Source organism: Beijerinckia indica subsp. indica ATCC 9039 (assembly GCF_000019845.1).
Lineage (GTDB): Bacteria > Pseudomonadota > Alphaproteobacteria > Rhizobiales > Beijerinckiaceae > Beijerinckia > Beijerinckia indica.
On the sequence record NC_010581.1, the window covers coordinates 908,892 to 929,422 of the forward strand.

The 20,531-nt window shown below is 57.4% G+C and carries 15 protein-coding genes; 3 read left to right on the top strand and 12 right to left on the bottom strand.

Features of this window, described 5'->3' with window-relative positions; translation table 11 throughout:
* The first annotated feature begins 103 nt into the window (after positions 1-103).
* Positions 104-1,387 carry an adenosylmethionine--8-amino-7-oxononanoate transaminase gene (locus tag BIND_RS04145; RefSeq protein ID WP_012383822.1) on the top strand — a complete coding sequence of 428 codons (1,284 nt, stop codon included), beginning with the start codon at positions 104-106 and terminating at the stop codon, positions 1,385-1,387.
* Here BIND_RS04145 and BIND_RS04150 read toward each other — a convergent pair.
* The 3 genes from BIND_RS04150 to gyrB all read right to left on the bottom strand — a co-directional run bounded on the left by BIND_RS04150 (position 1,384) and on the right by gyrB (position 5,715).
* The gene (locus tag BIND_RS04150) at positions 1,384-1,575 is read right to left on the bottom strand and encodes a hypothetical protein (protein WP_244395958.1); all 192 of its coding nucleotides are present in this window, start codon (positions 1,573-1,575) and stop codon (positions 1,384-1,386) included. The genes BIND_RS04145 and BIND_RS04150 overlap by 4 nt on opposite strands.
* A gap of 231 nt (positions 1,576-1,806) precedes the next feature.
* Positions 1,807-2,865 carry an acyltransferase gene (locus BIND_RS04155; protein WP_012383824.1) on the bottom strand — a complete coding sequence of 353 codons (1,059 nt, stop codon included), beginning with the start codon at positions 2,863-2,865 and terminating at the stop codon, positions 1,807-1,809.
* Between the two features lie 396 nt (positions 2,866-3,261).
* Positions 3,262-5,715, bottom strand: a complete 2,454-nt coding sequence (gene gyrB / locus BIND_RS04160) for a DNA topoisomerase (ATP-hydrolyzing) subunit B (RefSeq protein WP_012383826.1) — start codon at positions 5,713-5,715, stop codon at positions 3,262-3,264.
* A gap of 268 nt (positions 5,716-5,983) precedes the next feature.
* Here gyrB and BIND_RS04165 point away from each other — a divergent pair, with 268 nt between their 5' ends.
* The gene (locus BIND_RS04165) at positions 5,984-6,238 is read left to right on the top strand and encodes a hypothetical protein (RefSeq protein WP_012383827.1); all 255 of its coding nucleotides are present in this window, start codon (positions 5,984-5,986) and stop codon (positions 6,236-6,238) included.
* A 58-nt stretch (positions 6,239-6,296) separates the two neighbouring features.
* Here the strand turns inward: BIND_RS04165 and BIND_RS04170 are convergent, their stop codons facing one another.
* The 6 genes from BIND_RS04170 to htpG all read right to left on the bottom strand — a co-directional run bounded on the left by BIND_RS04170 (position 6,297) and on the right by htpG (position 15,131).
* Positions 6,297-6,773: a hypothetical protein gene (locus BIND_RS04170; protein ID WP_158304351.1), complete on the bottom strand. Its 477-nt coding sequence runs from the start codon at positions 6,771-6,773 to the stop codon at positions 6,297-6,299.
* Positions 6,774-6,940: 167 nt separating this feature from the next.
* Positions 6,941-7,426: a hypothetical protein gene (locus BIND_RS04175; RefSeq protein WP_012383829.1), complete on the bottom strand. Its 486-nt coding sequence runs from the start codon at positions 7,424-7,426 to the stop codon at positions 6,941-6,943.
* 247 nt (positions 7,427-7,673) lie between these two features.
* Complete coding sequence (gene clpB / locus BIND_RS04180; protein ID WP_012383830.1) at positions 7,674-10,271, bottom strand: ATP-dependent chaperone ClpB; 2,598 nt, start codon at positions 10,269-10,271, stop codon at positions 7,674-7,676.
* Between the two features lie 365 nt (positions 10,272-10,636).
* Positions 10,637-11,650 carry a DUF4167 domain-containing protein gene (locus BIND_RS20470; protein WP_244395959.1) on the bottom strand — a complete coding sequence of 338 codons (1,014 nt, stop codon included), beginning with the start codon at positions 11,648-11,650 and terminating at the stop codon, positions 10,637-10,639.
* A 590-nt stretch (positions 11,651-12,240) separates the two neighbouring features.
* Complete coding sequence (gene prmC, locus BIND_RS04190; protein WP_012383832.1) at positions 12,241-13,161, bottom strand: peptide chain release factor N(5)-glutamine methyltransferase; 921 nt, start codon at positions 13,159-13,161, stop codon at positions 12,241-12,243.
* On the bottom strand, positions 13,158-15,131 hold the full coding sequence (gene htpG / locus BIND_RS04195; RefSeq protein ID WP_012383833.1) for a molecular chaperone HtpG: 1,974 nt from the start codon (positions 15,129-15,131) through the stop codon (positions 13,158-13,160). Before htpG ends, prmC begins: the two co-directional genes overlap by 4 nt.
* Positions 15,132-15,658: 527 nt before the next feature.
* Here htpG and BIND_RS04200 point away from each other — a divergent pair.
* Positions 15,659-16,066, top strand: a complete 408-nt coding sequence (locus BIND_RS04200) for a DUF2794 domain-containing protein (protein ID WP_012383834.1) — start codon at positions 15,659-15,661, stop codon at positions 16,064-16,066.
* 80 nt (positions 16,067-16,146) lie between these two features.
* On the opposite strand, the gene BIND_RS04205 is transcribed toward BIND_RS04200, so the two are convergent.
* From BIND_RS04205 to BIND_RS04215, 3 genes are all read right to left on the bottom strand, one after another.
* A complete protein-coding gene (locus BIND_RS04205; RefSeq protein ID WP_012383835.1) occupies positions 16,147-16,917 on the bottom strand; it encodes a Bax inhibitor-1/YccA family protein in 771 nt (256 codons plus the stop codon).
* Between the two features lie 262 nt (positions 16,918-17,179).
* Positions 17,180-19,795 (bottom strand): ABC transporter permease, encoded by a 2,616-nt coding sequence (locus BIND_RS04210; RefSeq protein WP_012383836.1) that lies wholly within the window; start codon positions 19,793-19,795, stop codon positions 17,180-17,182.
* Entirely contained in the window at positions 19,792-20,505 is a 714-nt protein-coding gene (locus BIND_RS04215; RefSeq protein ID WP_012383837.1) for an ABC transporter ATP-binding protein, read from the bottom strand. Before BIND_RS04215 ends, BIND_RS04210 begins: the two co-directional genes overlap by 4 nt.
* Positions 20,506-20,531 lie beyond the last annotated feature (26 nt).

Genomic DNA, 20,531 nt, shown 5'->3' on the forward strand with positions numbered 1-20,531 from the left:
TTCTGCGTGATCTAGCGACTTGCCGCGCGACATGGCAAATGAAGAGAGCCCTGGCTTTCGGCAGGGTTGCGGCGTTCATGAAAAGAGTTTCGGAAAGGCGAGGATGACACAGGCGCCGGATTGGTACCAGGCTGGCATGCCGCATATCTGGCTGCCCTATGCGCAAATGCAGACCACCTTACCGCCCTTGCCGGTGAAGGCGACGCAAGGCACGCGCATTCAATTGGCCGATGGCCGCATCCTGATTGACGGCATTGCGAGCTGGTGGACCGCCTGCCATGGTTACAATCACCCCGTTCTTCTGCAAGCGTTGACAGAACAGGCGAAATTGATGCCGCATGTCATGTTCGGCGGGCTCGTGCATGAGCCTGCCTTGCGGCTGGCGCGCCGTCTTGCCGATCTTTTACCGGGTGATCTCTCGCATGTCTTTTTTAGCGACAGCGGCTCGGTCGCGGTCGAAGTCGCGATGAAAATGGCGGTGCAATATTGGCTGAATCGAGGTGAGCGAGGGCGCAATCATTTTCTCAGTTTCAGATTTGGTTATCATGGAGATACATTCGCGACCATGGCCGTGTGCGATCCTGATGAAGGCATGCATAAACATTTCAGCGATGTGTTGATGCCTCAGACGATCGCCGATCTGCCACGCGGAGAGGAAGGTGAAGCTGTCTTTGCTAAGCTCTTGGAAATCGAGGCCGGCAAACTCGCCGGCATTATCGTCGAGCCTTTGGTTCAGGGCGCCGGTGGTATGGTCTTTCATGACCCCAGCACGCTGCAAATCTTGCGCAGACTCGCCGATCAGCATGGCCTCTTGCTGATTTTCGATGAGATTTTTACGGGGTTCGGCCGCACGGGCTCGATGTTCGCTTGTGAAGCAGCCGCGGTCGTGCCCGATATCATCACTTTATCCAAAGCGCTTACCGGCGGTACCTTGCCGCTCGCCGCGACCGTGGCCAGCACACGTATTTTTGAGGCTTTTCTGTCCGAGAAGGATATACATGCCTTGATGCATGGGCCAACCTTCATGGCCAATGCGCTCGCTTGTGCTGTTGCCAATGCCTCGCTTGATCTTTTTGCCAGCGAGCTGCGTCTCGAACAGGTGGCGCGGATCGCGCTATGGCTGGAACAGGGTCTCGCGCCGTGCCGGAATCTTCCCGGTGTGTGTGATGTGCGTGTGAAGGGGGCAATCGGTGTTGTCGAACTTGATTGGATCGCTGATCTCAAGGGACTGAAACAGGCCTTGCTCGCGCAGCACGTTTGGATTCGTCCGTTCGGTCGTATCGTCTATCTGACCCCGGCTCTGACAATTGAGGAGGAGGATCTTGCGGGCCTGTGCCGAGCCATTGCAACAGTGTTGAAACAGCGCGATTGGTCGCAAGAATTTTAATGTTTTGGGGTCGGCGGAATCGGCAGCCAATGCGTGGCCCCGTGATAAGGCTCGGCATTGCGATCGAGCCAGGCCTGCAATATCGGGTTCCAGGAGATGAGTTCGACAACTTCTTCTGAACCTGCCTTGCAGGCGAGAATTTCCTCGCCATTCTTTGGCGCTGTCGAGAAAGGCTGCCATTCACTCACGGGATCGACTCCTGAAACCATTCGCTTGCGTATCGCATGATGCCGATGCTGCAAGCAAAAGGCATTCCCAACCCACGGGGCTGGATTGGAGTGGGATGGCGCAAATCAAAGGTTCTTTTGATAAAAGAAAGCGGACATCGTCGACTTTCCGGCCACATATGCTTTTGCCCGGCAAGCGGGCGTCCAGCGCCGCGGTGTGACCGCCGCGACATCGCGGAACCTATCGCTATGCTAGGCACCGAACAGCCAATTCAGTAAGAGAATTCGCCGGCCGATCAAGACGATCGGTACACAGACCAGAATCGTTACGGTAATGATCGGAAGAAATGATATTCCGGGGCCACCATACATCAACGGATTTGCGATATGAAGCCAGATGAAATCTAAGATCAATAAATGGAGAACATAGATACCGAGTGACAATTTCCCTAAAAAGACGAATGGCTTCAGAAGGATATCGGTGCGGAGTCGTGTCCATATCCAATTCAAGAACAAGTAAGCCAAGACGCTCATGATAATAATGAAAGGAGAGCCATAGTCAATGAAGGTTGTGACCGCTGATTGCTGTCTGTCGGTCGCGAACCATGTTAGTCCCGCCGCAATCATTCCCGATGTGAAAAAAGCTGGCCCATGCCACCATTTCCCAACGAAATTTCCTTCTGCGAGAACGGCCCCTAGCACAAGATATCCAGCATAAGTGTTAGCCATTTGTGCAGTCACAAAAGAAATTCCGGAAATAGCGCCATGAGTGAGAATGCCAGCCATCTGGATGGCCTCACACAAGAACCATATGACCAGCAGTTGTGTCTTCATTGACATATTAACAGCGCGGTAAAACGCAGATAGGAATGGAATCACTAGATAAAGACCGGATATCATATAAAGAAACCATAAATGATATTTGCCGGATGCAGTGAAAAAGGCGGTGGTCATGTCCGAAATTGTTGCTTTTCCCCCGCTATCCACGAGACTATAGATAACAACCCAACCGACCAGGGGAATCAATGAGCGCGGCAAGCGCCGCAGGAGAAAGGTGTCCAGCCTCTCTATTTTTCTTGGGAGCAATAATGCGCCTGTTGTCATCACGAACAATGGCACGCATACGTGAGACAGGCTGTTATAAACATTGAGAATTTGCCAGTCTAAGGCAGGAATTTTTTTGTAGGCGACTGAAAACGGAGCCGCTGTATGAACAGCTACGACAAGAAAAATGGCGATCCCTTTGACGAAGTCCAAGAAAGCATTGCGTTTCTTGTCATGAATATCACCAATATTAGCATCGTCACTCATGCGATCTCTCAAGCCGTGAATTGAGAGATATGTTAGTTTCTCGCGAAAGTGAGAGCTAGTATGTTTTCAGTTGCAAATGAAACGGAAAATCTTGTTGTTTCATTTGCGCAACAAGTGGCCAGGATGCCGCCAGTCACGAAAACCGAATGGATGGACACTATTCTCTTGTTATTTCTTGGGTGTCCGATTGATGTGTGAATTTGCGGTCCGGTGACGGTGAGTTGATCGTTTTCACTGGCCGATAATCTCTGCTTGTCGCTTTTTTGACTCAAGCTTGAAAGGCTCATCCGCAAGACACGCGTGCTTGCCATCACGCGTGTCCATTTAAAGAGTCTTGTAGAGAATGTCGCTTTTGTTGATCTCTATCCGCCCATGTGTATTGAATGTGGGACAGTGTCACACATCGAGATTGTGAACGTTCAAGGCATTGTCCTGAATGAACTCGCGCCGTGGTTCGACAATATCACCCATCAATTTGACGAAGATATCATCGGCGTCGTCGCCTTCCTTGATCCGCACCTGAAGCAGCGAACGTGCCTCGCGATCGAGAGTGGTTTCCCAGAGCTGATCGGGATTCATCTCGCCAAGGCCTTTGTAGCGCTGCATCTGTGATATGCCCTTTTGGCCCGCCGCCATGACGGCATCGAGCAGATCGCTTGGTCCCGAAACCGGTTTCTCATCATTCTGACGCAGAAAGAGCGCGGGCCTCGCGAAAATGTCGTGGAAGACAGGGGCGAGATCGTTGAGGCGACGCGCTTCGGCCGAGGCCAAGAGACCCGCATCTAAAATGGCGGCCTGGCGCACGCCGCGCAGAGTGCGCGCGAAAATATAACCGCCATTTTCGACCGTGCCGGTCCAGCCGCGTTCCATATCCTCGGCCAATTCGTCGAGCCGCGCGGCGACTTCCACAGCCAGAGCAGGAGCCTCGGTTTCTTGGTCCGGGGTGATTGGCTGCAGGGCGCCAGCAATGGCGGTCTGTTCGACGATCCGCCGATTATAGCGTGAATGCAGCCCGCTCAGGATCTGGCGTGCAAGCTGGGCGTTTTCGACAATAGCGCGTAAATCGGCGCCGCCGCGTTCCACGCCATTGGCAAGCCGGAGCACAGCATGATCGAGGCCGCTATTGATCAGATAATCCTCACGCGCGCGCTCGTCCTTTAAATATTGTTCGGAACTGCCACGTTTGACCTTATAGAGCGGCGGTTGCGCGATATACAGATGGCCGCGTTCGATCAAGGGACGCATCTGCCGGAAGAAGAAGGTCAAAAGCAGCGTGCGGATATGCGAACCGTCGACATCCGCATCGGTCATGATGATGATCTTGTGATAGCGCAATTTGTCCGGGTTGAAATCCTCATGCCCGATGCCGGTGCCGAGCGCTGTGATCAAAGTGCCGATTTCCTGGCTCGACAGCATCTTGTCGAAACGCGCGCGTTCCACATTGAGGATTTTACCGCGCAAAGGCAGCACAGCCTGATATTCGCGGTTGCGTCCTTGTTTGGCCGAGCCACCGGCGGAATCACCCTCGACGAGGAAGAGTTCGGCCTTGGCGGGATCGCGTTCCTGACAATCGGCAAGTTTGCCGGGCAGATTAGCGACATCAAGCGCGCCCTTGCGGCGGGTGAGTTCGCGTGCCTTGCGGGCGGCCTCGCGCGCTTGCGCGGCTTCGACAACCTTACCGATGATCGAGCGTGCTTCTTGTGGATGTTCCTCGAACCATTGGCCGAGCTTGTCGTTGACGAGGCTTTCGACCACGGGCCGAACTTCCGAGGAAACCAGTTTCTCCTTGGTCTGCGAGGAGAATTTCGGATCGGGAACCTTGACGGAGAGCACGCAGGTCAGGCCCTCGCGGCAATCGTCGGGAGCGAGATCGACTTTCTCGCGTTTGATCAGGCCAGAGCGATCGGCATAGCCTGTCACCTGACGCGTCAGGGCGCTGCGCAGGCCGGTGAGATGTGTGCCGCCGTCGCGCTGCGGGATATTGTTGGTGAAGGCCAATACATGCTCATGGTAGGAATCATTCCACCAGAGTGCGGCCTCGACGGTAATGCCATCACGCTCGCCGGCAATTAGGATCGGCTGATCGAGCAGGGGCGATTTGGCACGATCGAGGAAGCGGACGAAGGCTTCGAGCCCGCCTTCATAATGCAGTTCTTCGACTTTGACTTCCGCGCCGCGCGCATCCGTCAAAAGAATACGGACGCCTGAATTCAGGAAAGCCAGTTCGCGCAGACGGTGTTCGATGGTCGCATAAGTGAAATCGACCATGCTGAAAGTTTCGGGCGAGGGCAGGAATGTGACTTCCGTGCCGCGTTTCGGCTTGCCGTCGATTTCCGGTGCGGGACCAACCACGGCCAGCGAGCTCTTCGCCACGCCATGTTCGAAAGTGATTTCATGTTCCTTGCCGTCGCGCCAGATCCGGAGTTTCAGCCAGGTTGAGAGTGCGTTGACGACAGAAACACCGACGCCATGCAGACCGCCCGAGACCTTGTAGGAATTCTGGTCGAATTTTCCGCCGGCGTGCAATTGGGTCATGATGACCTCGGCCGCCGACACGCCTTCCTCGGCATGGATATCGGTTGGAATGCCGCGCCCATCATCCGTCACCGTGACCGAGCCATCAGCATTGAGCGTGACCGTGACGCGCGTGGCATGGCCGGCGAGCGCCTCGTCGATGGCATTGTCGACGACCTCATAGATCATATGGTGCAGGCCGGAGCCATCGTCGGTGTCGCCGATATACATGCCGGGCCGCTTGCGAACGGCATCGAGGCCACGCAACACTTTGATAGAATCGGCACCATAGGCCTGTTCTTCGTTCGTCAGCGGAGCCGATGCGGGTTCATCCATGGAATTCGAAACTCTTGTTGATTGGAAAAGGTGAAAGGATCGTCCTTTCTTATAAACCGAAAAGACAGGCGGGTCATGTTTTCCAGTGCATTTCAAAGCGGTTCATGGGCTTTGATTCACAAGGGAAAATACGGGCGTCATGAGGGCTGGAGGGAAATCCGTCGATGGCGTCGCACCGAACTTGCACGGGCCGCATCGAATTGATCCCAAAGGGGCTTCCCATTGCGGGTTTGATGCTGAGCCGACATAAATTGTACGGGAGACGACAATGTCTGAAGCCAACGAATATCCGGATGGCTATTTTATCGATTGGGACGGCAAGACGCGGCCGATCGCGCATCCGGGTAAGGGCTTGCGCTGTGAAGTGGATAAGAAATCAAAATATGTGATGGTCCTGAACAAATACGGCGGCCTCGACCATGAATCGACCTGGTATCCGACGGTCGCGGATGTCGAAAAAGCCGGGATCAAGGTGGTTCACGCCGATATTTCCGCGGCAATCAAAATTACCTCGCGAGATTGAGATCAGCCCATCGGACCGGGTTCACTCCCGGTCCGATTTTCGTCTTTTCGTCTCTCGCTTATTTCAAGCCCATCATGCGGTCGCGTGGGCTGAGGTGACGCTCCGGGTGAGGGGCCTTGAGCCGGATTTGAAATTTGGTGATGCGGACAGGCGCGCCATTCGTGCAGGAGACATCCGCCAGTTTGACATCCATATCGCCAGGACCCGCCGAAAAATCGGCAATGGTAACGCCTTCCGGCGTGGTAGCACGGACAAAAAGTGGAACGCCGACATCCTGGGCCTTGACGGTTTCCTCGACGGGTTTGATCTGATCACCCTCGAAAGCCGGTGAAGCGAGTTGGAATTCCGCCAGAAAGCGATTGCGCTCAACAGATTTTTCCGGGCTTGCCGGCTGCGCGCAGGAATAGATACGCAGCGTAGCGCCCGCTAGAGCCGTTTTGATCTCTTCAACATTGGCTTGCGCATAGGCTTCGGCCAGTTTCATGACTTGGTCCTCGCTACCGTCGATTCCCGGTGACGCCGCATAGTTGGTCAAGGAAAAGACGCCAGATCAAGATGCGGCAGGAAGACACATTAAAGCAAAAAAAGGACCGGCTTTCGCCGGTCCTTTTTAGTATTCGTTGATCATCAGTGCACATTTACCGATTGCCTGAGGAGGCAATCGGAAACGAGTGTGCAAACACGACAAATAAGGATCAAATCTTACTTGGTCTTGCGGGACGCGAAATCAGCGTTCCAGGCATAGGTGTTCTCATGCGAGAGCTGAGTAATGCCGAACTTGTCGACCATCTTATCACGCGGGTTCACCGGCATGACGCCATTGGCGACACCCGGGCGGACCTGGAACAGGGTGATCTTGATGGGAGCACCCTTCGAGCAGGACACTTCGGCGAGCTTGATGTCGGAATCGCCAGGGCCCGTGCTGAAATCGCCGATCACGGCGCCGTCAGGGGTTGTGGCGCGGGAGAACAGAGGGGTACCAACGTTCTTGGCCACGAAAGCTTCGGCGACATTCGCCTGATCGCCTTCAATGCCGCTCAGCACGCATTCGCCGAGAAGGCCGTTGCGGATGATCGGCTTGTCCGCATTTTCGGGCTGCGGGCAGGAATAAATACGCAAGGTCGCGCCAGCGAGCGCCGCCTTGATTTCGTCCACGCTCTTGTTGGCATAGGCCTCGGCCAGCTGCATGTAAGCTTCTCCTCAATGTTGAACAAAGCAATTGTGGAGAGGCAAATAACAGACCAATGACAGAGCAGCAAGGCCTAAGTAGAACACAAAAATGAACGTCTACAACCTCGACCTTAGGCCCTAAACATCTGGGCGGTGCTAGGGTCGGGGCAGCTTTCGTTAAAGCTATTCCTTTTTGTAAATCGCATTTTACGTAAAATCAAGTCCCCGGTCCATTTTAAATGGGACCGGGGACTTTAATTTCGGCTTATTCCGCCGCGACTTGCATCGCTTTGTCACCGATCAGCAAGCCATTGGGCGAGGCACCAATGGTGACGGTCTCGCCATCGTGGATCGTGCCGGCGAGGATCTGCTCGGCGAGCGGATCCTGAACATTTTTCTGGATCACCCGCTTCAGCGGCCGCGCCCCATAGGCGGGATCATAGCCTTTCTCAGCGAGCCAGGTGCGGGCTTCCGGCGTCAGGTCGAGCTGGATCTTGCGCTCTTCCAGAAGCCTGCCGAGTCGGCTGAACTGAATGTCAACAATCTGGTCCATATCCTCGCGCCGCAACCGGTGGAACAGGATGATCTCGTCAATCCGGTTGAGGAATTCGGGCCGAAAATGATTGCGCACCACCTGCATGACTTCCGTCTGGACGGCGGAGGAATCCTCACCTTCCTTCTGGAGGACCAGGAATTCAGCACCGAGATTGGAGGTCATGACGATCAGGACATTGCGGAAATCGACTGTCCTGCCCTGGCCATCAGTCAGACGTCCATCGTCCAGCACTTGCAGGAGGACATTGAACACATCCGGATGCGCTTTCTCGATCTCGTCGAACAAAACCACCTGATAGGGGCGGCGGCGCACCGCCTCGGTCAGGGCGCCACCTTCCTCATAACCGACATAGCCGGGAGGGGCGCCAATCAACCGCGCGACCGAATGTTTCTCCATATATTCGGACATGTCGATACGCAGCAGCGCGCTTTCATCATCGAACAGGAAGCCAGCCAGCGCCTTGGTCAGTTCGGTCTTGCCGACGCCGGTCGGTCCTAAGAACATGAACGAACCGATCGGCCGATTGGCATCCTGCAAGCCGGCCCGCGCGCGACGGACGGCCGTCGAGACGGCCTTGACCGCTTCCGCCTGACCGACCACGCGCTTGGCGAGAAATTCCTCCATATGCAGGAGCTTCTCGCGCTCGCCCTCGAGCATTTTGTCCACCGGCACACCGGTCCAGCGGGAGACGACCTGCGCGACATGATCGGCAGTCACCGCTTCCTCGACCAGGACATCGCCGCGCTTGCCCTCGAATTCGGTAAGCTGCTGTTCCAGACCCGGAATAATGCCATAGGTCAATTCACCAGCGCGCTGGAATTCGCCGCGGCGCTGCGCCTGGACGAGCTCATTGCGGGCCGCTTCCAATTGCTCCTTGAGCTTTTGTTCGGAACCAAGCTTGTCCTTTTCAGCATGCCAGCGCGTGTTCAGCGCGTCGGAACGCTCCTGCAATTCCGCCAATTCGCTTTCGAGCCGGATCAGCCGATCCTTCGAGGCCGGGTCGCTTTCCTTTTTCAAGGCTTCCTGCTCGATTTTGAGCTGGATGATCCGGCGATCGAGTTCGTCAAGTTCCTCGGGCTTCGAATCGACCTGCATGCGCAACCGCGAGCCAGCCTCGTCGATGAGATCGATGGCTTTGTCTGGAAGGAAACGGTCGGTGATATAGCGGTTGGACAAAGTCGCCGCCGCGACAATCGCCGCGTCGGTGATCCGCACGCCATGATGCAGTTCGTATTTTTCTTTCAGGCCGCGCAGGATCGAAATCGTATCGGCGACAGTCGGCTCGGTGACGAAGACCGGCTGGAAACGCCGGGCGAGCGCCGCGTCCTTTTCGACATGTTTGCGATATTCATCGAGCGTCGTCGCGCCGACGCAATGCAATTCGCCACGCGCCAGGGCCGGTTTCAGGAGGTTCGAGGCATCCATCGCCCCCTCCGTTTTGCCCGCGCCGACCAGCGTATGCATTTCATCGATGAACAGGATGATGCCGCCTTCGGCCGCCTGGACTTCGTTGAGAATGGCTTTCAGCCGTTCCTCGAATTCACCGCGATATTTTGCGCCGGCGATCAGCGAACCCATGTCGAGGGCGAGCAGGCGTTTGTCGCGCAGGCTTTCCGGCACGTCACCATTGACGATGCGCAAAGCCAGGCCTTCGACGATGGCGGTCTTGCCAACGCCAGGCTCACCGATCAGAACCGGATTGTTCTTTGTACGGCGGGACAGGACCTGGATGGTACGGCGGATTTCCTCGTCGCGGCCGATGACCGGATCAAGCGCGCCGGAACGCGCGGCCTCGGTCAGGTCGCGAGCATATTTCTTCAAGGCATCATAGGCATTTTCCGCTGTCGCGCTATCGGCAGTGCGGCCCTTACGCAATTGTTCGATGGCGGCACCCAGGCTCTGCGGCGTAACGCCGGCCTTTTCCAAAATCTTGCCAGCTTCCGCGCTCTTCTCCATGGCCAGAGCGAGCAGGAGCCGTTCGACCGTGACGAAGGAATCACCGGCTTTCTGGGCGATCTTTTCAGCATTTTCGAAAATGCGGGCGGTGGTCGGCGCCAGATAGACCTGACCGGCACCCGAGCCTTGCACCTTCGGCAATTTGGCCAGCGCCAGTTCGGTCTGCGTGAGGGCGTCACGCGAACGTCCGCCCGCGCGGTCGATCAAGCCGGCGGCCAGCCCCTCGGGATCGTCAAGCAGGACCTTCAATAAATGTTCTGGGGTAAATTGCTGGTGGTTTTCGCGCTGGGCAAGCGACTGCGCGCTCTGAATGAAACCACGAGTGCGGTCGGTATATTTTTCGAAATTCATACTTCTCCTCCAGCGTCTGAAACGATCCCGTAGCGATCATTCGTGACGAACTAGACCTTGGCCCCTTACGGCGACCATTGAAACCGGCGGTCATGATCATGGTCGCCAGTATGAGAGGCATGTAGGAAGCGGCCTTATTTTCGCCAAGTGGCGGAAAGTCGCGGCTGAGCATATTTAAGAGCCCTTTCGCGATTTCCGTATCACGAAAAAGCTATAAGGTTTTGATAAAACGCATTTTCTTGACGCGAAGGGAATTCCCTCCGACCAAGGACATGCCCAAGAAAAAGCGCCGCTCATGCTTAAAAAGAAACCCCGCCGAAGCGAGGTTTCTTCCATTTCCTAAAATTGCTATGGACGAGCCGGTTTCAATCGCCGACGGGATCCGTGGCATTGGCCGTATCATTGGAGAAACCCTGCTCGACAGCCATTTCCGCCTTGGTGCGACGGCGGCGGCGGGGGCGCAGGTGGAAACCCGTCACTTCCTCATTGTTGCTTTCGGATGTGTTGCTGACGATACCAGGAAGCGTGTCGAGTCCCGGGTCTTGATGACGCGGTTCCTGATTGCGCGTTTCCTGAGAAGGTTGCAGGCGGACGGGCGCGGTGATGAAAGCGGGCAGGGCGCCTTGCGTATCCAGCGGCTCGGTGGCGGGTTGACGGGTGTCCTCGCGCTGTGAAAAACGCTCGCCGCGTGATTGGCCTTCGCCATGATAATCGCGGTTACCGCGCCCGCGCGAACGATGTGTCTGTTCGCGAGGTTGTTGATGCTCTTGCTGGCCGCGCTCCTCGTTATTGCGTTCGCGGCGTTCCTGATAGGAAGAGCGTTCCTGATAGGACCGTTCTTGCCGTTCTTGATGTGGGCGCTCCTGATGCGAGCGTTCTTGGAATGAACGATCCTGATAGGACCGCTCCTGGCGGGTTTCCTGACGTTGGCTCCGCTCGGGCCGTTCGTAATTCGGCCTGTCCCCGCCATTATTGCTATAAAAGGAACGGTCTGCATAAGGCTGTGCGTTGGAGCCGCCCGAAGTTGCCGCCGGGAAACGTTCCAGAGGCGAGGCGAAACGATCCGGCACGCCGCCGAAATCGTCCTCATCCTCTTCGGTTTCCTCGACATCGCTTTCGCCGGCTGCGCGTTGATAGCCATTGGCAGCTTGTTGCTGGGCTTGCTGCGCCGCTGCGATCAGGCGGAAATAATGTTCGGCGTGTTGAAGATAGCTCTCCGCCATGACCGGATCGCCGGCGGATTGCGCATCGCGCGCCAGTTGCAGATATTTTTCGCCAATATGATGAGCCGTGCCGCGAATCTTCACGTCGGGTCCGTTCGACTCGTAGGAACGTGTGAGCGGATTGGGGCCTTTCCGATTGTTCGGACGACCACGCATACGTTTATTCTGACCTGGTCTCATCGATGATCCTTGATTGGCATCGTAATCGCAGCCTTTCAACAGCGCCCGTTAGTCTTTTCCTGTCCGTGTGTCCGAGGATCGCACGGGGCGGAAAAACAAGGGTGCGCGGGTGACGAAGTTCTCATGCGAGATCCTCATAGAGAATCCCATGCGAGATTTTCTCAGGCGAAACGCGCAAGAAAAGCTCTCAGGTCAAGGCTTTCGCGCCGGACACGCCAGAGCTTTGGCGATAAATTGGCCGGTCGTGATATGAAAATTTCGACCCTTTCGAGAACATCCGAATTCTAAGGACTAAAGCTTTTGCCACGCATGTGAGCGATTCACTTTCATCGCCGACGGAAATCACTCAATATCCGTGCCAGAGGATTTTGGATCAGCCAAAAACTCTAGTCTCTTTGAGGATCTCGACACCTTCATGGTGGAGCAGTGGCCTCAAGCTATTCCTCACGTCGGCAAGCTAGCCTCTTTCAGAGAAAACGCCAAGACCCCACAGTCAAAATTCTCTTTCTTGTCCGTTATGTACTTATCCTTCGCGGGGCGCTTGACCGCCGGGACGGAATTCCAGATCAAGAAAAGGATTTCGCCAGAACTACGCGCTCATGCCCAGACAAGTCAAGTCCTATGCTCATCGGTTCGAGCTGCGCTGCTCTCAAAAGATCTTGCAAGATGGGGCTTTGCCCCGCGCCGCATTCCAGCGCGACCAAACCTCCCTCAGCGAGAAGGGAGGCGAGGGGCGGCAGGAGAGCGCGATAGGCGTCAAAACCGTCCGGCCCGCCATCTAGGGCGAGACGCGGATCATACAGGCTGACTTCCGGCGCGAGAGTGTCGATCTCATCCAAAACGATATAGGGCGGATTGGAAACAATCAGATCGAAACGGCCGCTGAGCGCAGCACTCCAACGGCCACAAAACACGGCGGCGCGATCGCCGAGCCCGAGCCGGGCGAAATTGCCTGCGGCAATGGCGCAGGTGCGGGGCGAAAGATCGACACCCACGCCGAACGCTTCGGGCCATTCCGTCAACAAGGCGGCGAGAATGGCGCCGGAGCCAGTTCCAAGATCGAGAACTCTTTGCGGCGGGCAAGCCCGTTTTCCGACCTCGCGCAGGACTAAATCGATCAAGGTTTCCGTATCGGGGCGCGGATCGAGCACCGCCGGATCGAGTTTGAGGTCGAGGCTCCAGAATTCCCGCTCGCCGATAATGCGCGAGACCGGCTCGCGCGCCAGCCGGCGCCGGCAAAAGGCATCGAGCACCTTGGCCTTGTCGCCGATTGGTTCAGCAGGATCACGAATCAGTCCAGCGTGATCGATGCCGAGCGCGGCACAGAGCAGCAGGCGCGCGTCGAGCCCCGGCGTCTCGAGACCCGCAGCCGAGAAGAAGGCTGTCAGGTGGCGTTGGGCTTCATCGCGCCGGAGCCCCGCCGGAAAATCCCCCTGAGACAGTATGGGAGGAAGCGCCGTCTCGGGCGCTCCCCATTGTTTTGTCATGCCGAGGCCTTTTGTGCAGCCTTTAGGAGGATGCGGGTGAGACGGCTTGCGAAATGGGGCGCGTCCGCCGGCTGGTCGCCTTCCATCAGACGGGCCTCATCGAGCAGAAGCCAGACGATATCCTCGAGCTTTTCCTTGTCGGGACTGGTGAGATCCTCGTTCAGGGCCTTGATCAATGGATGCGTCGGGTTGATTTCGAGGACCGGCTTGGCGAGACGCCCGAGCTGACCATGTTCGGCGAGCATGCGTTCCAACTGCCGGTCGGGACCAAGGTCCGAGGCGATGAGACAGGCTGGGCTTTCCGACAGACGATCGGAAGCGCGTACATCCTCGACCATATCGCCAAGCGTTTGCTTCATGAAGGCAAATAAAGCCGCGAGGCCGCCGGGAGGTGGCTCCGCCGCCTTGTCCTCCTCATTCTCGAGCGAGGGCACGTTCTTGATATCGGCCGCGCCCTGCGTGATCGATTTAAACGGCTTGCCGTCGAAGCCAACGGCGGTTGACACCCAGAAAGCATCGACATGGTCGGCAAGCAGCAGAACTTCGATCCCGCGCTTGCGGAAGCCTTCGAGCTGCGGGCTCACGGCGAGGCGCTTCAGATCATCGCCGAGAAGATAATAGATGGCCGTCTGATTCTCGCGCAGACCGGCGACATAATCCTTCAAGGTACGGCCACCCTCGGCATGGGACGAGGTGGCAAAGCGCGCGATTTTGAAAAGGCTGTCGCGGCGCTCAGCGTCCTCGTAAAGGCCTTCCTTGATGACCGCGCCGAAATGCTCCCAGATCTTGGCGAATTTCTCCGGCTCACTGTCGGCGAGCTTGGTCAATTCTTGCAGGATGCGATTGGTGACGCCTTTCTTGATCGCCGCGAAGACGGGGCTTTCCTGAATCATCTCGCGTGAGACATTTAGCGGCAGATCGGCTGAATCGACCACCAGCCGGACGAAACGCAGCCAGTGCGGTACCAGTTCGGCATCCTGGGTGATCAGCACGCGACGGACATAAAGCCGGCCGCGTCCCTTGCGGGCGGGATCGAAAAGGTCGAAGGGCCGCGAATTCGGGATGAAGGCGAGCACCGTATATTCGTGCCGTCCCTCAGCCCGCCAATGGATGGTGAGGGCCGGCTCGTCATATTGGCCGGCGACGTCGCGGTAGAATTCCGTATATTCTTCCGGCGTGATCGCGCTTTTGGGCTTGGTCCAGAGGGCGGCGCCATCGGTCAGGCGGCGGGGTTCCTCTACGCCTTCCTGATTTTTCTCGATGATTTCGATTGGTACGGCGAGCGCGCTCGAATGTTCGCGCACGATGCGTTCGATTTCATAGGGTTCGAGATAGGTTTGCGAGGCTTCGTTGATGTGCAGCATGACGCGCGTGCCGGGCGCGGGCGCATCCTCGACCGGGACAGGAACGATGGTGAAGGTGCCCTTGCCGTCGGAACTCCAGTTAAAAGCCTCGTTCGAGCCGGCGCGGCGGCTCGTGACGTCGACGTGATCGGCGACCATGAAGGCCGAATAGAAGCCAATGCCGAACTGGCCGATGAGATCGGTGCCAGGTCCAGCCTTTTGCGGCTTGTCGGCTTCCGTCTCGGTCTCCTGATCCTCGGCTTTTGTGTTTTGGCCTTGCTCACCCAAGGCTTCGAGAAAGGCCTTGGTGCCGGAACGGGCGATCGTGCCGAGCGAATCGGCGAGATCGGCGCGCGACATGCCAACGCCATTATCCTCGATGATCAGCCGTCGGCCTTCCTTGTCGATCCTGATTTTGATGGCGAAGGGAGAGGGAGCCAGTTCTGGATGGGCCAGGGCTTCATAACGTAGCTTTTCACAGGCGTCGGCGCCGTTCGAAAGAAGCTCACGCAGGAAAATATCGCGATCGGAATAGATGGAATGCACCATAAGGTGCAAAAGCTTGGCGACATCTGCCTGAAAAACTTGCGATTCTCCAGAGCTCTTGTGCTCCGTGGCCTCGGTCATGGTCGAGCGTCTCCCTCGGGATGGGATTGAAACGGATGAGAGGGGATGAAAAGTCTAAAGCCAGCTCCAGCGGACGATTGGGAAGGATGAGACCGACAATCCGGATGCGTTCCTGGATTGCCGGCTGGCATCGGCCACCGGCTCCCTATCGTGTCGCCATTATGAGTGGTTCCTTATTGCCTAGATATTGCCTTGCGAGAGACCAGATTCAAGATGGAAATTGATGGATTGAACCCCAGTTTCCTGGCGTGAAGCTTATCTTCAAGGCGTTTTCACCCCTTTTTGGAAGCTTCGCGCCCAAGATTCGGCAAATGTCCGTTTGGTGCCGCGATAAGATGACACTATTCTATCAGACTGGGTTCATTCCCCTTGAGCATGAGAGCCGTGATCGTCATGATGAGGCGCTTTTCATAATCCCGTAAATCATGAAAAAGCTTTAGGTCTTTGTTTTGGCGTATCTTCTTGACGCGGAGCAGGTCGGTTTCGCTTGAAGATGCTCTAGCGGACCGAGAAAAAGGACAGAGCCGATGGATGAGATAACGGAGGGGGAAGATTTTAAGGCCCTTGGTTTCAATCGGCGAAAATTGGAGCCTTCGTCTCACGTCCCTGCACCCGGAGGCAACCCCCTTCAAGGCGAGGTGGTCTCCTTTGACCGGATGGAATTGCGCGAGATCTTGAACCTTTACGGCCGCAAAGTGGCAGAGGGCGAATGGCGCGATTATGCCTTGGACCTGATGCCACAAAAGGCGGTGTTTTCCATCTTTCGCCGCACGTCTGAAATGCCTCTCTACCGGATCGAAAAGAATCCGAAACTCGCGCGTAAACAAGGCGCTTTCAGTGTGATCACCCAGACCGGCCTTATTCTGAAACGCGGCCATGAATTGAAACGGGTGATCGAGGTTTTGGACCGTAAGCTGAAGCTGGTCTCGGGGTGAGTCCGTTTGGGCCGTGACAGTTCTTGAAAACGCGAAAAGGCCCCGGAGGGCCTTTTCTTGAATGTCGGACGCTAGACTAATCAGTCGTTGCGCGAGCCAGTGAGCATCAGCAGCGACTGGAAGATATTGATGAAATCGAGATAGAGCATCAAAGCGCCATTCACCGATTTCTTGGTCGCGACTTCGTAGCCATCGCTTTCATAATACATCGCCTTGATGGCCTGCGTATCCCAGGCCGTGAGGCCAGAGAAGATCAGGACCGACAGGATCGACAGGCCAAACTGGAACGCGGTGCTCTGCACGAAGAGATTGACCAGGCTCGCGATGACGAGACCGATCAGGCCCATGACCAGGAAGGAGCCGATCGGGGAGAGGTCGCGCTTGGTCGTATAGCCATAGAGGCTGAGACCAGCGAAGGCCGCCGCCGTGATGAAGAAGGCCCGCGCCACGGACGTGCCCGTATAGACGAGCAGGAGTGTCGAAAGTGAGAGACCCATCGTCGCGGCAAAGGCGAAGAAAAGGGTTCTTGCCGTGGAGGCCGCCATCTGTTCGATGCGGAGGGAGATGAACAGGACAAAGCCCAGGGGGGCCAGCATGGCGACCCATTTCAGGGGCGACAAGTAAAGGGCCTGGCCGAAAGCGGTGAGACCGGCGATATGGCCGTTGGCGTCATGCACGACGGCAAGCATATTCGTGCCAAGCGCAACAAGGCCTGTAATGGCGAGGCCGATGACCATATGATTGTAAACGCCCAGCATATAGGCGCGCAGGCCCTGATCGATTGTGGTGCGACCGGCCCCTGCCAGGCCCTGCCCCCAGCGGGCGCTAACGTTGCGGTCGAAATCAGACATGATTTCCTCGATAGTTGGAGAGGCGAATGCCTTCAATATGCCGCCCGAGTGGGGGACATCGACAATAATATGGCGCAAACCCTTGCCGGCACAAGAGCGTCTTCCATGAACTCCTCTTAACCTTGGGGGGCTTTACTTGGTCTGATACCAAAGGTCGTCAAGAACGACCTTTGGTTCCTTTCTTGAATTTTCGCTTTTTCAAAGCGAGAGCGACAATTCAAGAGTGGTCCAACGGTCATTGATTATGACCGTTGGTCTGATCTTAAAGATCCCGCAGGAAGGGAGCCGGTTTTTGCCCAAGAATACGCCAAGTCCCGAGCAACCCGAGAATAAGGGTCAGGGCGAGGGCCACGCCCGCGGCGGCAAGCGCACGCTGCCAGATCCAAACAAAAGACAGATGCATGAGCTTGGTGACGATCAAAGAGGCGGCAAGGCTCCCGGCAAGAATGCCAAAAAGGGCTGTCGCCAGGCCAAGAAAGCCATATTCGAGCAACAAAATTACCAAAAGCCTGCTGCGTGTCGCTCCGAGTACTTTCAAGATGACAGCGTGGCGCAGCCGAGCCTGCTGTCCGGCGGCAAGCGCGCCCGAGAGCACCAGGATGGCGGCGAGCAAAGCGATGGCCGACATGCCGCGAATGGCGATGGCCAATTGCGAGACCGCATTGTTGATCGCATCGAGCGCGTCCTTCACGCGGAGGCTGGTGACTCCGGGAAACTGGCGGGCCAATTCCCGTGTCAGCAGGGGACTTTGAGGGTCGGCCACGCCGCCCGGCAGGGTCAAGGTCGCAAGATCGGTCGCCGGCGCGCCGGCGAAGGTCGCCGGTGAAAAGACCAGTACGAAGTTAATGCCGAAATTCTGCCAGTTCACTTTTCGCAGATTGGCGATTTTCGCCTCGATTTCGCGTCCAAGGACATTGACCGTGAGCCTGTCGCCGAGGCTCAGACCGAGCCCTTGCGCGATCTCCGCCTCCATGGAAACGAGCGGCGGTCCCTGATAATCATGCGGCCACCATGCGCCCGCGACGAGCGAGGATCCCGGTGGTGTTGCATCCGCGAAAGTGATGCCACGATCGCCTTGCAGCGCCCAGGCCGTTTCCGGCGTCGGTGTGACGCTCTCGGCCGGCCGGCCGTTGAGGCTGACGATCCGTCCACGCAACATGGGGACGAGTTCGACCTTGCCGTTCGGCGCTTCCTTGTGGAGAAACTGTTCGAAGGCCGCTGCCTCATTATGCTGGATGCCAATGAAGAACAGGCTCGGAGCCTGTCGCGGCACCCCATGTTCGAGGGCGTCATGGAGATTGCCATCGATCAGGGTCAAGGCGACCAGCAAAGTCAGGCCGAGCCCCAGGGACAGGACAATGGACGGTGTCGGCGCGCCTGGCCTGCCGATATTGGCGAGCGCCAGACGTCCAGTGAGGCGGCGGGAATGGGGGAGGCGCCGCGTCGCGATCATGATGAGAAGAGCGACGCCGCGCAACAGGAGAAAGGACCCAAGCATCGCCGTTAGGAATAGCAAGGTCACCCGCCGGTCGGGCGAAAAGAGGAAGAGCAGACTGATCAGGATAGCGGCGGCGACGCTGGTGAAGAGGAGATAACGCGGACGCGGCCAGGAGGGCCGGGTGTCGATGGTGTCCCGAAAAAGGGCTGCTACGGGCACATCATGAGCGCGCCCGAGCGGCCCGAGCGAAAAGATGAGGGCTGTCAAAAGGCCATAGACCATCCCACCACCCAAAGCGGCGGGGTAAAAGCCGGGCTCGATGGGGAAGGGCAGCAGCGTGGCGACGGCGGGGGCTGCGAAAGGCAGGGCCGATCCTGCCAAACCACCGATCATAGTGCCCAAGAGCGTGATCAACATCACTTCGATCAACATGAGCGTGAACACAGCGGAGCCTGGCGCGCCCAAGGCTTTCAAGGTGGCGATGACCGGCTTTTTGCGGGCGACGAAACCATGAATCGCATTGGCGACGCCAACGCCGCCGATGAGCAGCGATGTGAGGCCGACAAGGGTCAGGAATTGCGTGAAACGTTCGAGGTTGCGGCTGAACTGCGGGGAAATATTGTCCCGTGTCCGAATTTCCCAGCCGGCTTGCGGAAAGGCCGCGCGGGTTTCCGCGACAAATTGGTCGAGGTCCCGGCTATCGACGACGGATGTGTTCGGGCCAGAACCGCTGGGTGAAAGCGCGAGCCGATATAGCCAATGAACGAGTGCGCCCGGCGCGAGGAGGGATGTTGAACGCAAGGCCGCCTCGCTCATCAGCACGCGCGGACCGAAGCCAAGGCCGCCAGCGAGGTGGTCGGGTTCATGCGAGAGCGTTCCGCGCAAGATGAAGAGCTTGTCGCCGATCCGCACGGGATCGCCGATCGCGAGTCCAAGCCGGGTCAAAAGTTCGGTATCGGCAACGATTCCTGCAAAGCCATCGCGCTCGGAGAAAGCCTCCGACAAGGGTTGCTCCGGCGCAATGGTAACATCGCCCACCAAGGGATAGGCCCCATCGACAGCCTTGATCTCGATGAGCGTGGCCTCGCCACCATTCCCTTTCTTGCCATCGGCAACGCGGGCCATGGCCCGCAGGGTTGCCGCCTTGGATAGCTGGCCATGCGCGCGCAGAAATTTTTCCTCGGGCGCGGTCCATTCGCTCTGGACCGTTTCGAAGGCCACATCGCCTCCCAGAATGACGCGGCCTTGTGCGGCAAGGCCGGCCTCGAGCGAGCGGGACAGCGAAGCAACGCCGGTGATGGCGGCGACGCCAAGCGCGATACAGGCGAGGAAAATGCCGAAACCATGCAGTCCGCCGCGCAGATCGCGCAAAGCGAGGCGCAGGAGAAGCAGTGGCGAGAGCGGACGTGCGGTGGCGCGGTTTTGGGCTGTCGTTTTCATGCGCGTAATCGCATGGCATCGGTTTCGATTTCGCCGGAGCGCAGCCTGATCATCCGGTCGCAACGCTCCGCCAGAGCGAGATCATGGGTGACGAGAACCAGCGTCGTGCCGCGATCACGCCGCAGGGCGAACATGAGATCGATGATGTCCTGGCCGGTCGCTCCATCGAGATTGCCGGTTGGTTCATCGGCGATGAGGATCGAGGGCGCGGGGGCAAGGGCCCGGGCGAGGGCCACACGCTGCTGCTCGCCGCCCGACAATTGCGCGGGATAATGATTATGGCGATGCGAGAGGCCGACACTGGCGAGTTCGGTTGCGGCACGCTCGAAGGCATCGGGCTGGCCGGCCAGTTCAAGCGGGATGGCGACATTTTCGAGCGCGGTCATGGTCGGAATGAGATGAAAGCTCTGGAAGACGATGCCGATCCGCGCGCCGCGAAATCGAGCGAGCGCGTCTTCGTCCAATCCATCGAGTCTTTGTCCATCAATCAGCAGCCGACCGCTATCCGGCCGCTCCAAGCCTGCCATGGCCATGAGCAGTGTGGATTTGCCGGAGCCCGAGGGACCGACGAGGCCGATGGTTTCGCCCCGCGAGATCGTCAGGCTGATCCCCTTGAGAATATGGACACGAGCGGCCCCCTGACCGAGGCTCAGATGAATGTCATCGAGTTCGATTACGGGGAAGGTTATGCCTGCTTGCTGCTTTGTCATCGCCCGGTCCCCAAAAGCCCAAACCT

Coding starts and splice junctions, on each gene's coding strand:
- BIND_RS04145 (WP_012383822.1), top strand. CDS start 104: ATGACACAGGCGCCGGATTGGTACCAGGCTGGCATGCCGCATATCTGG.
- BIND_RS04155 (WP_012383824.1), bottom strand. CDS start 2,865: ATGAGTGACGATGCTAATATTGGTGATATTCATGACAAGAAACGCAAT.
- gyrB (WP_012383826.1), bottom strand. CDS start 5,715: ATGGATGAACCCGCATCGGCTCCGCTGACGAACGAAGAACAGGCCTAT.
- BIND_RS04165 (WP_012383827.1), top strand. CDS start 5,984: ATGTCTGAAGCCAACGAATATCCGGATGGCTATTTTATCGATTGGGAC.
- BIND_RS04175 (WP_012383829.1), bottom strand. CDS start 7,426: ATGCAGCTGGCCGAGGCCTATGCCAACAAGAGCGTGGACGAAATCAAG.
- clpB (WP_012383830.1), bottom strand. CDS start 10,271: ATGAATTTCGAAAAATATACCGACCGCACTCGTGGTTTCATTCAGAGC.
- BIND_RS20470 (WP_244395959.1), bottom strand. CDS start 11,650: ATGCGTGGTCGTCCGAACAATCGGAAAGGCCCCAATCCGCTCACACGT.
- prmC (WP_012383832.1), bottom strand. CDS start 13,161: ATGACAAAACAATGGGGAGCGCCCGAGACGGCGCTTCCTCCCATACTG.
- htpG (WP_012383833.1), bottom strand. CDS start 15,131: ATGACCGAGGCCACGGAGCACAAGAGCTCTGGAGAATCGCAAGTTTTT.
- BIND_RS04200 (WP_012383834.1), top strand. CDS start 15,659: ATGGATGAGATAACGGAGGGGGAAGATTTTAAGGCCCTTGGTTTCAAT.
- BIND_RS04205 (WP_012383835.1), bottom strand. CDS start 16,917: ATGTCTGATTTCGACCGCAACGTTAGCGCCCGCTGGGGGCAGGGCCTG.
- BIND_RS04210 (WP_012383836.1), bottom strand. CDS start 19,795: ATGAAAACGACAGCCCAAAACCGCGCCACCGCACGTCCGCTCTCGCCA.
- BIND_RS04215 (WP_012383837.1), bottom strand. CDS start 20,505: ATGACAAAGCAGCAAGCAGGCATAACCTTCCCCGTAATCGAACTCGAT.